We start from the raw sequence: 15,835 nt of genomic DNA on the forward strand, positions 1-15,835 counted from the left end.
CGCTATGACAGAACAACCAAAATTAACCTTCACCATGTTGCAGCAACAGCTGGATTCGCTGATGCTGCGTGACAGACAGCGTTTTGCCCGCCGGCTGCACGGCGTGAAGAAGGTTAAAAATCCTGATGCACAACAGGCCATTTACCAGGAGATGGCAAAAGAGATCGAGCAGGCAGCCGGTAAAGTTGTGCTGCGTGAAGCGGCGCGTCCGGTCATCAGCTACCCGGAAAACCTGCCTGTCAGCCAGAAAAAACAGGATATTCTGGAAGCCATTCGCGACCATCAGGTGGTGATTGTGGCTGGTGAGACCGGTTCAGGTAAAACCACCCAGTTGCCGAAAATCTGTATGGAGCTGGGGCGCGGGGTGAAAGGGCTGATCGGCCATACTCAGCCGCGTCGTCTGGCGGCGCGTACCGTGGCGAATCGTATTGCGGAAGAGCTGCAAACCGAGCCGGGCGGCTGTATCGGCTATAAGGTCCGTTTTAGCGATCATGTTAGTGACAACACCATGGTTAAGCTGATGACGGACGGTATCCTGCTGGCGGAAATCCAGCAGGATCGGCTGCTAATGCAGTACGACACCATCATCATCGATGAAGCGCATGAACGCAGCCTGAATATTGATTTTCTGCTTGGCTACCTGAAAGAACTCCTGCCGCGTCGTCCGGATCTAAAAATTATCATCACTTCGGCGACCATTGACCCGGAACGCTTTTCTAAGCATTTCAACAATGCGCCGATTATCGAAGTCTCTGGTCGAACCTATCCGGTGGAAGTTCGCTATCGCCCGATTGTTGAAGACGCAGATGACACCGAGCGTGACCAGTTGCAGGCAATTTTTGATGCCGTAGATGAGTTAGGCCGTGAAAGTCAGGGTGACATACTGATCTTCATGAGCGGCGAGCGCGAAATCCGCGATACCGCTGATGCCCTGAATAAGCTGGATTTGCGTCACACCGAAGTGCTGCCACTGTATGCGCGTCTCTCCAATAGCGAGCAGAACCGTGTGTTCCAGTCGCACAGCGGTCGTCGTATTGTGCTGGCCACCAACGTGGCGGAAACCTCACTGACCGTACCGGGCATCAAGTATGTCATTGATCCTGGCACCGCGCGTATCAGCCGCTACAGCTATCGCACGAAAGTCCAGCGTTTGCCGATTGAACCGGTGTCGCAGGCCTCTGCCAACCAGCGTAAAGGCCGCTGCGGTCGCGTTTCGGAAGGGATCTGTATTCGTCTGTATTCTGAGGACGACTTCCTGTCGCGCCCGGAGTTTACCGATCCGGAGATCCTGCGTACCAACCTGGCGTCCGTTATTTTGCAGATGACCGCGCTGGGGCTGGGGGATATCGCGGCGTTCCCGTTTGTTGAAGCGCCGGATAAACGCAATATTCAGGACGGGGTGCGCCTGCTCGAAGAGCTGGGTGCGATAACCACCGATGAGCAGGCAACCGCTTACAAATTAACGCCGTTGGGCCGCCAGCTGTCGCAACTGCCGGTGGATCCGCGTCTGGCGCGTATGGTGCTGGAAGCGCAAAAACATGGCTGTGTGCGTGAGGCGATGATCATCACCTCGGCGCTGTCCATTCAGGATCCGCGCGAGCGTCCAATGGACAAGCAGCAAGCTTCCGACGAGAAACATCGTCGCTTCCATGACAAAGAGTCTGATTTCCTGGCGTTTGTGAACTTATGGAATTACCTCGGCGAGCAGCAAAAAGCGTTGTCGTCAAACCAGTTCCGCCGTCAGTGTAAAGTCGACTTTCTTAATTATCTGCGCGTACGTGAATGGCAGGATATCTACACGCAACTGCGCCAGGTGGTAAAAGAGTTGGGCATTCCGGTCAACAGCGAACCCGCTGAATATCGGGAGATCCACGTCGCATTGTTGACCGGTTTACTGTCCCATATTGGGATGAAAGATGCCGATAAGCAGGAATTTACCGGTGCGCGTAACGCCCATTTCTCGATCTTCCCGGGTTCCGGTTTGTTCAAAAAACCGCCGAAGTGGACGATGGTGGCGGAGCTGGTGGAAACCAGCCGCCTGTGGGGGCGTATTGCCGCGCGTATCGATCCCGAATGGGTGGAACCAGTTGCGCAGCATCTGATCAAACGTTCATACAGCGAACCGCACTGGGAACGCGCGCAGGGCGCGGTCATGGCGACAGAAAAGGTCACCGTCTACGGCTTACCGATTGTTGCTGCCCGTAAGGTGAACTACAGCCAGATCGATCCGGCGCTGTCACGTGAACTGTTCATTCGTCATGCGCTGGTGGAGGGCGACTGGCAAACGCGCCATGCTTTCTTCCGTGACAACCTGAAGCTGCGGGCGGAGGTGGAAGAGTTAGAACATAAATCGCGCCGTCGCGACATCCTGGTTGATGATGAAACGCTGTTTGAGTTTTACGACCAGCGTATTAGCCATGATGTGATTTCTGCTCGCCACTTTGATAGCTGGTGGAAGAAAGTTTCCCGCGAGACCCCGGACCTGCTCAACTTTGAAAAGAGCATGCTTATCAAAGAGGGCGCGGAAAAAATCAGTAAGCTGGATTATCCGAACTTCTGGCATCAGGGCAATCTCAAACTGCGTTTGAGCTACCAGTTCGAACCGGGAGCTGATGCGGACGGTGTGACCGTGCATATTCCGCTCCCTCTGCTTAATCAGATCGAAGAGAGCGGTTTTGAATGGCAGATTCCTGGCCTGCGCCGCGAGCTGGTGATCGCCCTGATTAAGTCGTTGCCGAAACCGGTACGACGTAACTTTGTTCCTGCTCCGAACTATGCTGAGGCATTTTTAGGCCGCGTGACGCCGCTGGAACTGCCGCTGCTGGACGCGCTGGAACGTGAACTGCGCCGGATGACCGGCGTCACCGTTGACCGCGATGACTGGCATTGGGATCAGGTACCCGATCACCTAAAAATCACCTTCCGGGTGGTGGATGACAAGAACAAGAAGCTACAGGAAGGACGCTCGCTACAGGATCTGAAAGATGCCTTGAAGGGTAAGGTTCAGGAAACGCTGTCCGCGGTGGCGGATGACGGTATCGAACAGAGCGGATTGCATATCTGGAGCTTCGGACAGCTTCCGGAAAGTTACGAGCAAAAACGCGGTAACTATAAGGTAAAAGCGTGGCCAGCGCTGGTCGATGAGCGTGACAGCGTCGCCATCAAATTGTTTGATAATCCGCTGGAGCAGCAACAGGCTATGTGGTGCGGCTTACGCCGCCTGTTGCTGTTGAACATTCCTTCACCGATCAAATACTTACACGAGAAGTTGCCTAACAAAGCCAAGCTGGGGCTGTATTTTAACCCGTATGGCAAAGTGTTGGAGTTGATTGACGACTGTATCTCCTGCGGTGTGGATCGGTTGATCGACGCCCATGGTGGTCCCGTGTGGACGGAAGAGGGCTTTGCGGCGTTGCATGAGAAGGTGCGGGCTGAACTGAACGATACGGTGGTGGATATCGCGAAGCAGGTCGAACAGATCCTGACCGCGGTGTTTAATATCAATAAGCGTCTGAAAGGGCGTGTGGATATGACCATGGCGTTAGGGCTTTCAGATATCAAAGCGCAAATGAGCGGGCTGGTGTACCGCGGATTTGTCACTGGTAATGGTTTCAAACGCCTGGGCGATACGTTGCGTTATTTGCAGGCTATTGAAAAGCGTCTGGAAAAACTGGCCATCGATCCGCACCGTGACCGTGCACAGATGCTGAAAGTGGATAGTGTGCAGCAGGCCTGGCAGCAATGGTTCAATAAACTACCGCCTGCGCGCCGTGAAGATGACGACGTCAAAGAGATCCGCTGGATGATAGAAGAGCTGCGCGTCAGCTACTTTGCCCAGCAGCTTGGTACGCCGTACCCTATTTCAGATAAACGTATTCTGCAGGCGATGGATCAGATCACGGGATAACGCCGCGCTGAACCACCGGCCGGACAAGGCGTAACCGCCATCCGGCCTCTGTACCCGGTAAAGAATAAACACCAGGAGTCATGAATATGAGTCAGTTTCCGACGCTTTCCGCGACCACGCTGGCGGCGATCAATACTGTAGGGCAATGGCTGGCGCAGAGCGATTTTACGGGGGGCATCACGGTTCAGTCAGATTGCGTAATTCTGGCGGGGAACGCGGTGATCCCGACCATCGATGCCGCCTGTCGGATCGCGAAAGACCAACAGGTTCCCTTATTGATTAGTGGGGGCATCGGCCATTCTACGCGCTTTCTGTATGACGCGATTGCCCGACATCCTCGCTACAATATCATTCGAACCACCGGACGTGCGGAAGCGGCGATCCTTGCCGATATCGCTCACCAGTTCTGGCACATTCCGGGGGAGAAGATTTGGGTGGAAGACCAGTCAACAAACTGCGGTGAGAATGCCCGATTTAGCTGTGCGTTACTGAACCAGGCGACAGAAGGCATGCATACCGTCATTGTGGTACAGGATCCGACCATGCAACGCCGCACGATGGCCACCTTTCAGCGCGTAACCCGCGATGAGCCGCATGCGCCGCGCTGGTTGGGTTTCCCGGGATTCGTCCCGGAGTTGGTCCAACAGGGCGACGGCGTGGACTTTGCGCCGACGGCCGAAGGGCTATGGTCAGTGGATCGCTATCTTTCGCTCATTACCGGAGAGTTGCCGCGTCTGCGGGACGATGTTAGTGGCTATGGTCCCTGTGGCCGCGATTTTATCGTGCACGTGGATATTCCCGGTAACGTTGAGGCCGCCTGGCAGCAATTGAAAAGCGATACCGCGCTGTCAGACTTACTGGAGAGCCGCTCTCTGTGATCCCCGCTGCCCGTTTGTAAGCGTTTTGTTGCAAACGGGCATAAATCCCGCCCGTTTTTTCCTTTTATCATCGCTTTGCCAGACGCTTTTATGAAGCCGCTCACAGAACAGTCACTGTAGTGATAATTCGTCAGGCATGATTGATATTAATTAACAATAGTTTTACTTGTTAAAAACAAATCAATCACAGGAGAAGCGCATGTCAGTACCCGTACAACATCCTATGTATATCGATGGGCAGTTTGTGACCTGGCACGATGACGCCTGGATTGATGTCGTCAATCCGGCCACGGAAGAGGTTATCTCACGTATTCCGGATGGACGTGCCGAAGATGCGCGTAAAGCGATAGACGCCGCCGAGCGTGCTCAGCCTGAATGGGAAGGGCTGCCTGCCATTGAACGGGCGAACTGGCTACGCAAAATATCTGCGGGTATCCGTCAACGCGCCAGCGAAATCAGCGCATTGATAGTGGCTGAAGGCGGGAAAATACAGCAACTGGCCGACGTTGAAGTCGCATTTACCGCCGATTATATCGATTACATGGCCGAGTGGGCACGCCGTTATGAAGGCGAGATCCTGCAAAGCGATCGCCCGGGCGAGAATATCCTGCTGTTTAAGCGCGCTCTGGGCGTGACAACGGGCATTCTGCCGTGGAATTTTCCGTTCTTTCTGATTGCTCGCAAACTGGCCCCCGCGCTGCTGACGGGCAATACCATTGTCATTAAACCGAGTGAGTTTACGCCCAACAACGCCATCGCTTTTGCCAAAATTGTTGATGATATTGGCTTGCCTCGCGGAGTATTTAATCTGGTCCTGGGACGCGGTGAAACGGTCGGCCAGGAACTGGCCGGAAACCCGAAAGTCGCAATGGTCAGCATGACCGGTAGCGTCGGAGCGGGCGAAAAAATTATGGCTGCAGCGGCCAAAAACATCACTAAAGTCTGCCTGGAACTGGGGGGCAAAGCCCCAGCTATCGTGATGGATGATGCTGACCTTGAGCTGGCCGTAAAGGCAATTGTTGACTCACGGGTGATCAATACCGGGCAGGTATGCAACTGCGCCGAACGCGTGTACGTCCAGAAAGGTATTTATGACCAGTTCGTTAATCGTCTGGGTGAAGCGATGAAAGCCGTACAGTTCGGCAATCCGGCTGAGCGCAATGACATTGCGATGGGACCGTTGATTAACGCCGCTGCGCTGGAACGAGTGGAGCAGAAAGTTGCGCGAGCGGTGCAGGAGGGGGCCAGAGTAGTGCTGGGCGGTAAGGCGGTAGAAGGCAAAGGCTATTACTATCCGCCGACATTACTGTTGGATGTGCGTCAGGAGATGGCGATTATGCACGAGGAGACCTTTGGTCCGGTGCTGCCTGTGGTGGCGTTTAATACGCTGGAAGAGGCGTTGACGATGGCCAACGACAGCGACTACGGGCTGACTTCATCAATTTACACGCAAAATCTGAACACCGCGATGAAGGCGATTAAGGGGCTGAAGTTTGGTGAAACCTATATTAATCGTGAAAACTTCGAGGCAATGCAGGGTTTCCACGCGGGGTGGCGCAAGTCCGGGATTGGTGGGGCAGACGGTAAACACGGCCTGAATGAATATCTGCAAACGCAGGTGGTTTATCTGCAGTCCTAAGCTTTTAGCCGGGTGAGTTTGTACGTCACCCGGCGTAAGTTTTACACTTTGGCGGCTATCCCGTTCATTCGACCTCCGCCACAACGTCAGAGCTTGATAAATTTATCCAGCGTGCGAATAAGTTGGGTCACAAAACCGTACTCGTTATCGTACCAGGCGACGGTTTTTACCAGTTGCAGATCGCCCACTTCGGTAATCTCAGTTTGTGTCGCATCAAATACTGAACCGAAGTGTGAGCCAATCACATCTGACGAGACAATCTCCTCGTCGGTATAGCCAAATGACTCATTATTCAGCGTGGCTTTTTTCAGCGCGTTATTAACCTCTTCAGCGGTGACCTTTTTACTTAATACCGACACCAGTTCCGTGACGGATCCGGTTTTCACCGGTACACGCTGGGCGTGGCCTTTTAATTTTCCGCTCAATGCCGGAATCACCAGGCCAATCGCTTTTGCCGCACCGGTGGTATGGGGAATGATGTTCTCCGCCGCCGCCCGCGAGGCGCGCAGATTTTTTCCGCGAGGGCCATCTACCAGCGATTGTGTCCCCGTGTAGGCATGGATGGTTGTCATGGTGCCCAGTTGAATACCGAAGTTGTCATGCAGGGCTTTCGCCATCGGCGCCAGGCAGTTAGTGGTGCACGATGCGACAGAGATAATTCGATCGTTCGCATCCATCGTGTCGTCGTTCACGTTAAAAACAATGGTTTTCATATCCCCGGCTGGGGCGGATATCAGGACTTTTTTGGCGCCTGCGTCCAGGTGCGCGTTGGCTTTTTCTGTTGAGGTGTAAAAACCGGTGCATTCGATGATGATCTCTGCGCCAGTGGTTTTCCACGGGATATTTTTGGCCTCTTTTTCTGCATAAACAGCGATTTTTTTACCGTCGACAATCAGCGCGTCTTCGGTAAAGTCGATACTCCAGGGAAATGGACCGTAATTTGAGTCGTGTTTTAACAGATAGGCGAGAATTTTGGGCGAGGTCAGGTCATTAATGGCGACGACCTCCACGCTGCTTTTGACCTCCAGTAGTCGACGCAATACCAGACGACCGATACGACCAAAACCGTTAATGCCAATTTTTCTCATGGTTTTCTCCTGTCAGGATGAGGCGGTACGACATATTTTCCCTACCAGGCATAGTCCAGTCAGGCATCCGGGGCAATAGCTGTTTTTGCGCTTAAACGTAACTGACTGATAATGGATGAACAAAAATTAATGAATTTTTAACAAAAGCCCGTTATGTTGACGCATTATTGTTTTTATTCAGGAAGTGTTATGGGGAATAAGTATTCTGGCCTGCAAATTGGTATTCACTGGCTGGTTTTTTTGTTGGTCATTGTGGCCTACAGCGCCATGGAGTTTCGCGGGTTTTTCCCGCGTAGCTATCGTCCCTTGTTCAACATGGTGCACGTATCCTGTGGCATCACGATTTTAACGCTGATGGTGGCGCGTCTGCTGGTCAGGCTGAAATATCCGGCGCCGCCGATTGTGCCAAAACCGAAACCGATGATGACCGGAATGGCGCATCTGGGGCATCTGGTTATCTATCTGTTGTTTATTGCGTTGCCGATTATTGGTCTGGTGATGATGTACAACCGGGGGAATCCGTGGATTGCATTTGGCATCGTCATGCCATATGCGGCAAAAGCCAACGTTGATCTCGTGGAGATGCTGAAGTCCTGGCACGTGACGCTGGCAAACCTGGGCTATTTTGTTATTGCTTTGCATGCCGCGGCTGCCCTGATGCATCACTACTTCTGGAAGGATAATACGCTGCTGCGCATGATGCCGCGTAAGCGTTCCTGACGTAAAGCCCCGCAAGCGCGGGGCTTTTTTACCGCTTGCAGATGTCCTTATCGTTCCGGTTAAATGAACATCTTCCTCTGCGGAATAAAACAAAAAATTATTTTTCCAGACACGATAAAAGCTTACCGACGAGATGATTAAACAATACCCAGTTCGCTACTCTCGTCACTTGATCGCCGTCCTCATTAAAACTACTGTATATAAATACAGTTAAGTGAGAGGCAGATTATTATGTTGTTTTTCCAGCCTGCAAAACGTCGACAAACGAAAAATTTTCCCCTGTTCAGCGACCTTGTGCCCTGTGGTTTTCCTTCTCCGGCGCAGGATTACGTTGAGAAAGGTATCGATCTCAATGACCTGCTGGTACAGCATCCCAGCGCAACCTATTTTGTTAAATCATCGGGTGATTCTATGGTCGGGGCGGGGATCGGTGAGGGGGATTTGCTGATTGTCGACAGCGCCAGAAACCCGGCTCATGGAGACATCGTGATTGCCGCCATTGAGGGTGAATTCACCGTTAAACGTCTGCAATTGCATCCAATTGTGATGCTCAGGCCAGAGAACAGAGCCTACGCGCCCATCATAATCAGCAGCGAGGACTCGCTGGATATCTTTGGCGTGGTGACGTTTATCGTTAAGGCGGCTGGCTAATTATGTTTGCCCTGGTGGATGTTAATTCGTTTTACGCCAGTTGTGAGATGGCATTCCGTCCCGATCTGAAAGACAAACCGGTTGTCGTTCTTTCCAATAACGACGGTTGTGTTATCGCCTGTAGCGCGAAGGCTCGGGCGCTTGGCGTCACAATGGGCGCTCCGTACTTCAAACAGAAAGAGCTGTTTCGGCGCTACGGCGTGGTGTGTTTTAGTTCCAACTATGAACTGTATGCGGATATGAGCAGTCGGGTCATGTCTATCCTGGAAGACCTCTCTCCACATGTGGAAAGGTACAGTATTGATGAGGCCTTCTGCGATTTGACGGGAGTAAGAAACTGTAGGGATCTGACGGATTTTGGTCTCGAAATCAGGGCCACAATTCTACAGAAAACACGCCTTCAGGTTGGCGTTGGCATCGCCCAGACCAAAACGCTGGCAAAGCTCGCGAATTACGCCGCCAAAAGATGGCCGCAACAGACTCGCGGAGTGGTGGATTTATCAAATATTGACCACCAACGTAAGCTGATGGCCGCACTCCCTGTCGGTGAAGTGTGGGGCGTGGGCCGCCGTATCAGTAAAAAACTGGACGCGATGGGGATTAAAACCGTCCGTGACCTGGCTGATACCGACATTCGCTTTATTCGCAAACACTTCAACGTTGTTCTTGAACGAACCGTACGGGAATTGCGCGGTGAGTCGTGCCTGGCGCTGGAAGAGTTTTCGCCGGTTAAACAGGAAATCGTCTGTTCACGCTCGTTTGGTGAAAAACTCACTGATTACAACGCGATGCGTGAAGCGATTTGCACCTATGCCTCACGTGCGGCGGAAAAGCTGCGCGGTGAGCATCAGTTCTGTCGGTTTATCTCTGTGTTTATCAAAACCAGTCCATTTGCCCTGAAGGAACCTTATTACGCTAACAGCGCGTCGGTAAAACTGCTGATCCCGACCCAGGACACCCGGGAAATCATGAGTGCGGCAACGCGCAGCCTGGACGCTATCTGGCGAGAGGGGCAACATTATCAAAAAGCGGGTGTGATGTTGGGCGATTTTTTCAGTTCTGGCGTGGCGCAACTGAATCTTTTTGATGGCAACGCCCCCCGGAGCCACAGCGCGGAATTAATGATGGTGATTGATCGGTTGAATAAAAAGGGACGTGGGACAATCTGGTTTGCCGGACAGGGGATTGAACAGCCGTGGCAAATGAAACGAGAGATGCTCTCACCTCGCTATACAACGCGTTTTACTGATTTACTGCGCGTCAGGTGAGTCTTAATATCTGCTGATTCAAATTTTTAATGTATCGATGACGGCTCGCAGGGCAGGTGATACGTTACGGTGCGGGTAATACAGAAATGAACCATCCAGACGCTGACTGTAACGTTGCAGAACCCGGATAAGCGTGCCTCGTTCTAAATCATCGGCAATCAACTCTTCGGGGACATAACCCAGGCCCAGGCCCAGTCTGGCTGCTTTTGCTTCCATGTAACTGTCAGCAAAGGCCCACTGTCCCTGCGGCCGGTGGGTGATTTTTTTACCACCATCGTTGAGCTCCCAGGCATACAGGCTTCCATCACCAAACTGATATGCGATGCAGGGGTGGATCACTAAATCCGCTGGTGTTTGGGGAAAGCCGTAGCGACGAAAATGCTCCGGCGTGCCAACTACCGCCATCTCCATATCGGGTGAAATGCGCACCGCGACCATGCCACTACCTACTTCTGAACCCAGGCGGACGCCCGCATCAAATCGTTCAGCAATAATATCGACGAACCGACTTTCGCTAATAAGTTCAAGTCGGATATCGGGGTAGCGTTGTTTAAATACCGCCAGCTTCGGCAGGAGTACTTTATCAATGGCGTGCTGGCTGGCATTGATACGTACCGTACCTGAGGGAGTATTACGATAGTACGCCAGAGTGGAAAGCCCTGAATTCAAAGCATCGAACCCCGATTCTACAGTTCGGTAGAGCTGTTCGCCGGCATGCGTCAACGACAATTTACGCGTAGTACGGGCCAGCAACTGAACCCCCAGACGCTGCTCCAGCTCACGCACTGAACGGCTGATGCCTGATTGCGCCAACCCAAGTCGTTGTGCGGCCGCGGTAAAACTGCCTTCCCGCACTACCTGCATAAACAGGTAGAGATCGTTATAGTTTTCCCGTTTTGCCATTCTTCAGTCCTCGCCTGACATGCCGCCATTTATAACAATATGATATTAATTCTAGCATTTTACACCCTCTAATCAGAACGAATACTGCTACCTATAATGAGCGCATTGCAACCAGGCACAGCAATGTTGTCCGTATAAGACCTGTACCCACAACCTATTTTTAGGGGAACAAGTGATGAAAGCTTTCACCAGAAAACTGTCGACCACCCTACCTGCCATGCTGCTATGCGCATCATTAAATGGAGTCACAACGATGAGTTATGCTGATACAACCAACCCAAACGCGCCCGTTTCGATGGTCGAAAAATGGGATAAAACCTTCGCCGAGAGTACGAAAGTCAATCATCGCAAGGTAACTTTTCAGAACCGCTATGGGATCACGTTAGTTGGAGATCTCTATATTCCAAAAGATCGAGGCGAACGCAAACTGGCGGCAATTGCGGTTAGCGGTCCTTTTGGCGCTGTAAAAGAGCAGTCCAGTGGACTGTACGCGCAGACGCTGGCTGAACAGGGTTTTGTGACGCTGGCCTTCGATCCTTCATATACCGGCGAAAGCGGCGGTATTCCACGTAATGTTGCCTCTCCTGATATCAACACCGAGGATTTCAGCGCGGCGGTTGATTTCCTTGGCCTACAAAAAGAAGTGGATCGCAATCGCATCGGCTTACTTGGTATCTGCGGTTGGGGCGGGATGGCGTTAAATGACGCAGCAATGGATACACGTGTTAAGGCCGTTGCGACCAGCGTAATGTATGACATGAGTCGCGCAATGGGCCATGGCGTCGGTGATGGCAAAGACCGGTATACCTCCGCAGACCGCCACGCGGTATTGCAGTATCTGAATGCGCAGCGCTGGAAAGATGCGGAAAAGGGCACATTTGCCCCGGGTGGACATGACATTAATGTTGACGAAAAAGGTAATGTCAGTGCAGGGGATCGTATTCTGCCGGAAACCTTACCTGCGAATCCGCATCCGGTACTGAAAGAGTTTTACGATTATTACCGGATGCCACGTGGTTTCCATGTGCGTTCTGTCAATTCAACAGGCGCATGGAACGCAACAATGCCCCTGTCGTTTATGAATATGCCGCTGCTAAGCTACGCCAATGAAATTACTGTTCCTGTGCTGATCGTAACGGGTGAAAAAGCGCACTCACGTTATTTTGCCGAAGACGCTTTTAAGGCCGTTGGCAGTAAAGATAAAGAGCTGGTGGTTGTTCCGGGGGCTAACCATGTTGATTTATATGACAATGTGGCCGGTAAAATACCATTCAGCAAATTTGAGCAGTTTTTCAAAACCTCCTTAAGATAAATTCCTGGCCGGAAAACTTAACAAAGCTACCTGTTTGGCAGGTGGCTTTGCCCTTGTTTTGCCTCGGCAATATACAGAGAAAATAATAATGTCCACACTGAGCCATAATACCTTGTGTAATAAAACGCACGCACACTGGGGCGGCGTATTTGCCATGACGCTCTGCGTCTTTATTCTTATTGCCTCAGAATTTATGCCGGTCAGTTTATTGACGCCGATTGCCAGAGATTTGCACGTTTCAGAGGGACTGGCTGGTCAGGGAATAGCGATTTCCGGCGTGCTGGCAGTACTAACCAGCCTGACCATTTCACATGTTGCCGGGGATCTGAATCGTAAATATCTTCTGCTGGGGTTGACCATTTTAATGGCTGTGTCGGCGATAATGATCGGATTAGCTCCCAGTTATCCGCTTTATATGTTGGGAAGAGCCACAATTGGTATTGTCATTGGCGGCTTTTGGTCATTGTCGGCAGCAACGGCAATACGGTTGGTACCGCAGCACCAGGTTCCCCGGGCGCTGGCTATTTTTAATGGCGGGAATGCGCTGGCAACCGTCGTGGCAGCCCCGCTGGGCAGTTACCTGGGGGCAACCGTCGGCTGGCGTGGGGCTTTTTTATGCCTTGTGCCTCTTGCGATAATCGCGTTCATCTGGCAAAGCATCAGTTTGCCCGAAATGAAAAAGGATACGGTGCACAAGCCGCGTGGGTCGGTACTTCATCTGTTTCGTGCCTCCATCGTCTCAACCGGTCTGCTGGCCTGCGGACTCTTCTTTATGGGGCAGTTTGCATTATTTACCTACGTCCGTCCGTTTCTGGAGACGGTGACCAGGGTGAATGCTTCTGGTCTATCTTTGATTTTGCTCGCAATTGGCATCGCGGGGTTGGCTGGTACGCTTATAGTGACGACATTCCTGAACGCCAGATTTTATCAAACACTCATGGTTATACCATTACTGATGGCTATCATTGCCGGAATGTTACTCCTGGTCGGGCACTGTGCCTGGGCTGTTACTGTGCTATTAAGCCTGTGGGGAATGCTCGCTACTGCTGCGCCAACGGGGTGGTGGACATGGCTGGCGCGGACACTGCCCGAGGATGCTGAGGCGGGCGGTGGTCTGATGGTCGCCGTTATCCAGCTTTCGATTGCGCTTGGTTCAACGGCTGGGGGGCTAATGTTCGACCGTCTGGGATGGCAAAGTTCTTTTGGACTCAGCGCTATATTACTTCTTAGTGCGTTGACGATAACGTTTCTCACGTCGAGGCAAAATAGTAAGACATACTAGTAATCACTTTTGTCTAAGCGCTCTCTACTGTGACATTGGGTCGAAAGCCTTAGATGCGATGCAGCAGACCAGGATAAAATGTGTTCCCGGAAAACGTAACCATGACGGGTTGGCACCAGCAGATAATGCCCAGCATGCGAAAGTGTGACGCGTCTTTTTGCTTTTAATCCTCCTATAATGGACTGCTTATTTTGTAGTCTACCGTGATTACTGTGGTTATTATTTAACCCGCATTCAATCCCTCTGGATAGATGGGAGAATAAGCGACTGAAAAACATCAGCGCCTCATACAGACTTTGCCCAACACTTCTCATGCCGTGTTGGGCTTTTTTATGCCCGAGGTGGGGAAATGAAGTAGCAACGATGGCATAGCGACGACGGCATTCATACGGTCGGGTTCCCACGGCGACGTAGTGAGGGAAAGGGGGCGTAAGGCATCACTGAGTTCCAGGAGGCATCCGGTTAGCGCGTAAATCAGCCTGAAAATGAAGATGGTGATCCGCGACCAACAGCGGAACTGCTCGGTACCTGCCTGGCATTTTATTTTTGGTGAGCGTTATTCTTAAAATGGACAGTCTGGAACATTATAATTATGGAATATTCATAAGTTGGCCGTTATGATTGTGTATTAAAATAATACCACATGGATCTTAAGGTATGGAAAACGCAAAGGATTTGGCAAAAGAAATGCTCTCAGCTTTGGATTTAGAAAATGAAGGGATGCTGGTTGCATACATTAAAGGCCTGATTCACTTTCCTGTAGACTTGTATTATCTCGCATCTGATTTTATCCATACCGATGAAAGACGGGAGAATATGGATGATAATATTCGGCTTGCCGGACTAGTGAAGCGGGCAACATCAACGAGAGATATTTATTTTGTAGCAAAAGCGGTTAATGTATTCATTGATGATTTCATGCAACACGTTAATTTGCCAGATATCGTAACAAAGGTAGCAAAAGACACAGTAGCTTCTACATTGGGTAGTTATACTTTCGGCGAGCTTACTGGTTTAAAAATTGGCGCCTTAATCTCTTCTCGGATCACCGTGTCTATTGCTTTTAGTATGTCGGTCAGCACATTGCTAATGATTGGTGGGGGAGTATCGAGGGCAGTTCATGCTTCGAGATTTCTAAAAATATCAAACTATGAAGTTTGCCGAAAGCTAAAGGACCTTGGAGATTTAGATCTTCTCTATTTTGCTGTTCAGGAGCGGGTTGAGCCATTCGAGAAAGCAACCAAACTATCAAAAGAAAATCCTGATTTGTTCAATCAGGCGGTAGAGTATTTTTTCAAAGGATTGTAGTTCATCATTTTTTTGTCAGGCGATACAGTAGCCAGCAAATAAGAATCATTGCTGCCGTAAATGTCCAGCGCCCTAATATAAACATATAAGCATACTTGTCCCCGATAGAATCAGGAAAAGCACTAAACATTAGTATTATATTTGATAATGCTGATGTTATGGCTAGGAGCGCCGATAAAGCGATTCCAAACCAGATTAAGAAAGAGAATGTTTTTTTCATTTACTGATACCTTATTGGTTGCCTACATTTTCGTTTGGCAGTGTACTTAATCGAAACTGATGAGTAAATAATTAGATGTAACAAGTTCATTTAGTCTAAATTATTGAATTTAACAGTCTGGTAATTCTCTGGTCATCTGCATATATTTTCCACAAACTCAATCGGTAACTTCTCACTGTCGCTGCGTCGTTAAATCCTCCCGGTGAGTGCTGATTTTGCATCTGAGTAATGGGCCGTTTTTCGGGATAAATAGTTTTCTACGTAGCATAAAACTCTGAATGAGGTAATCCCCATGAAAAAAACTCTACTCGCAGTTATCTGCGGGCATGGCGCTGTGCGCGCTGTCTGCCTGTTCTCATTATTCCGAGGCAACCACCGCCAACGGCACCACCGTAAAACATGTTGCTATTGCTCCCGGTACCAGCGTAACCGCGAAAGACGGCGACTGTATTAATTCTGCTGGCGGTACCTGTGTTCAACCAACTCAGCAGACGGCTCGTTACTGGCTGACGTTGCACTGAATGCAGCGGTGTTGGCTAACGCTCAGGATGGATGATACCCCGTTTACGGGTTCTGGAGCAGTGAAGACGAGTAAATGGATGGTCCAATCTTACATAACCGCCCCCTGGGATCAGTGGGCGTTTTTCGCTCAAAAAGTC

General features: G+C 50.9%; 13 protein-coding genes. 10 read left to right on the forward strand and 3 right to left on the reverse strand.

What is annotated here, in order from left to right; translation table 11 throughout:
* Positions 1 to 4 precede the first annotated feature (4 nt).
* The 3 genes from hrpA to aldA all read left to right on the forward strand — a co-directional run bounded on the left by hrpA (position 5) and on the right by aldA (position 6,424).
* Entirely contained in the window at positions 5 to 3,907 is a 3,903-nt protein-coding gene (gene hrpA / locus ICA20_RS12375) for an ATP-dependent RNA helicase HrpA (RefSeq protein ID WP_038640805.1), read from the forward strand.
* An 80-nt stretch (positions 3,908 to 3,987) separates the two neighbouring features.
* Complete coding sequence (locus ICA20_RS12380) at positions 3,988 to 4,785, forward strand: YdcF family protein (protein WP_173781989.1); 798 nt, start codon at positions 3,988 to 3,990, stop codon at positions 4,783 to 4,785.
* 199 nt (positions 4,786 to 4,984) lie between these two features.
* A complete protein-coding gene (aldA, locus tag ICA20_RS12385) occupies positions 4,985 to 6,424 on the forward strand; it encodes an aldehyde dehydrogenase (RefSeq protein ID WP_038640802.1) in 1,440 nt (479 codons plus the stop codon).
* A gap of 86 nt (positions 6,425 to 6,510) precedes the next feature.
* Here aldA and gap read toward each other — a convergent pair whose 3' ends face one another.
* Positions 6,511 to 7,512: a type I glyceraldehyde-3-phosphate dehydrogenase gene (gap, locus tag ICA20_RS12390; RefSeq protein ID WP_038640799.1), complete on the reverse strand. Its 1,002-nt coding sequence runs from the start codon at positions 7,510 to 7,512 to the stop codon at positions 6,511 to 6,513.
* A gap of 189 nt (positions 7,513 to 7,701) precedes the next feature.
* Between gap and cybB the strand changes: the two genes are divergently transcribed.
* The 3 genes from cybB (at position 7,702) to ICA20_RS12405 (ending at position 10,151) form a co-directional block, all read left to right on the forward strand.
* Positions 7,702 to 8,232 carry a cytochrome b561 gene (gene cybB, locus ICA20_RS12395; protein ID WP_038640797.1) on the forward strand — a complete coding sequence of 177 codons (531 nt, stop codon included), beginning with the start codon at positions 7,702 to 7,704 and terminating at the stop codon, positions 8,230 to 8,232.
* Positions 8,233 to 8,463: 231 nt separating this feature from the next.
* Positions 8,464 to 8,883, forward strand: a complete 420-nt coding sequence (locus ICA20_RS12400) for a translesion error-prone DNA polymerase V autoproteolytic subunit (RefSeq protein WP_038640795.1) — start codon at positions 8,464 to 8,466, stop codon at positions 8,881 to 8,883.
* A gap of 2 nt (positions 8,884 to 8,885) precedes the next feature.
* Entirely contained in the window at positions 8,886 to 10,151 is a 1,266-nt protein-coding gene (locus tag ICA20_RS12405) for a Y-family DNA polymerase (RefSeq protein ID WP_038640793.1), read from the forward strand.
* A gap of 18 nt (positions 10,152 to 10,169) precedes the next feature.
* Here the strand turns inward: ICA20_RS12405 and ICA20_RS12410 are convergent, their stop codons facing one another.
* Entirely contained in the window at positions 10,170 to 11,054 is an 885-nt protein-coding gene (locus tag ICA20_RS12410) for a LysR family transcriptional regulator (protein WP_038640791.1), read from the reverse strand.
* 175 nt (positions 11,055 to 11,229) lie between these two features.
* Here ICA20_RS12410 and ICA20_RS12415 point away from each other — a divergent pair, with 175 nt between their 5' ends.
* The 3 genes from ICA20_RS12415 to ICA20_RS12425 all read left to right on the forward strand — a co-directional run bounded on the left by ICA20_RS12415 (position 11,230) and on the right by ICA20_RS12425 (position 14,956).
* Entirely contained in the window at positions 11,230 to 12,366 is a 1,137-nt protein-coding gene (locus ICA20_RS12415) for an alpha/beta hydrolase (protein ID WP_071888134.1), read from the forward strand.
* 88 nt (positions 12,367 to 12,454) lie between these two features.
* The gene (locus ICA20_RS12420) at positions 12,455 to 13,648 is read left to right on the forward strand and encodes an MFS transporter (RefSeq protein ID WP_038640787.1); all 1,194 of its coding nucleotides are present in this window, start codon (positions 12,455 to 12,457) and stop codon (positions 13,646 to 13,648) included.
* Positions 13,649 to 14,305: 657 nt separating this feature from the next.
* Complete coding sequence (locus ICA20_RS12425; RefSeq protein ID WP_038640785.1) at positions 14,306 to 14,956, forward strand: hypothetical protein; 651 nt, start codon at positions 14,306 to 14,308, stop codon at positions 14,954 to 14,956.
* Between the two features lie 4 nt (positions 14,957 to 14,960).
* Here the strand turns inward: ICA20_RS12425 and ICA20_RS12430 are convergent, their stop codons facing one another.
* Positions 14,961 to 15,176 (reverse strand): hypothetical protein, encoded by a 216-nt coding sequence (locus tag ICA20_RS12430; RefSeq protein WP_038640782.1) that lies wholly within the window; start codon positions 15,174 to 15,176, stop codon positions 14,961 to 14,963.
* Between the two features lie 326 nt (positions 15,177 to 15,502).
* On the opposite strand from ICA20_RS12430, the gene ICA20_RS12435 reads away from it, so the two are divergent.
* The gene (locus tag ICA20_RS12435) at positions 15,503 to 15,697 is read left to right on the forward strand and encodes a hypothetical protein (protein ID WP_051594518.1); all 195 of its coding nucleotides are present in this window, start codon (positions 15,503 to 15,505) and stop codon (positions 15,695 to 15,697) included.
* Positions 15,698 to 15,835 lie beyond the last annotated feature (138 nt).

The sequence above is a fragment of the Citrobacter sp. C5_2 genome (genome assembly GCF_014596845.2).
Taxonomy (GTDB): Bacteria; Pseudomonadota; Gammaproteobacteria; order Enterobacterales; family Enterobacteriaceae; genus Citrobacter; species Citrobacter werkmanii.

Bases quoted from the DNA above. Each gene is read 5' to 3' on its own strand.
- ICA20_RS12410 (WP_038640791.1), bottom strand. From the start codon at position 11,054: ATGGCAAAACGGGAAAACTATAACGATCTCTACCTGTTTATGCAGGTA.
- aldA (WP_038640802.1), top strand. From the start codon at position 4,985: ATGTCAGTACCCGTACAACATCCTATGTATATCGATGGGCAGTTTGTG.
- ICA20_RS12435 (WP_051594518.1), top strand. From the start codon at position 15,503: ATGGCGCTGTGCGCGCTGTCTGCCTGTTCTCATTATTCCGAGGCAACC.
- gap (WP_038640799.1), bottom strand. From the start codon at position 7,512: ATGAGAAAAATTGGCATTAACGGTTTTGGTCGTATCGGTCGTCTGGTA.
- ICA20_RS12425 (WP_038640785.1), top strand. From the start codon at position 14,306: ATGGAAAACGCAAAGGATTTGGCAAAAGAAATGCTCTCAGCTTTGGAT.
- ICA20_RS12400 (WP_038640795.1), top strand. From the start codon at position 8,464: ATGTTGTTTTTCCAGCCTGCAAAACGTCGACAAACGAAAAATTTTCCC.
- cybB (WP_038640797.1), top strand. From the start codon at position 7,702: ATGGGGAATAAGTATTCTGGCCTGCAAATTGGTATTCACTGGCTGGTT.
- ICA20_RS12415 (WP_071888134.1), top strand. From the start codon at position 11,230: ATGAAAGCTTTCACCAGAAAACTGTCGACCACCCTACCTGCCATGCTG.
- ICA20_RS12430 (WP_038640782.1), bottom strand. From the start codon at position 15,176: ATGAAAAAAACATTCTCTTTCTTAATCTGGTTTGGAATCGCTTTATCG.
- ICA20_RS12405 (WP_038640793.1), top strand. From the start codon at position 8,886: ATGTTTGCCCTGGTGGATGTTAATTCGTTTTACGCCAGTTGTGAGATG.
- ICA20_RS12380 (WP_173781989.1), top strand. From the start codon at position 3,988: ATGAATATGAGTCAGTTTCCGACGCTTTCCGCGACCACGCTGGCGGCG.
- hrpA (WP_038640805.1), top strand. From the start codon at position 5: ATGACAGAACAACCAAAATTAACCTTCACCATGTTGCAGCAACAGCTG.
- ICA20_RS12420 (WP_038640787.1), top strand. From the start codon at position 12,455: ATGTCCACACTGAGCCATAATACCTTGTGTAATAAAACGCACGCACAC.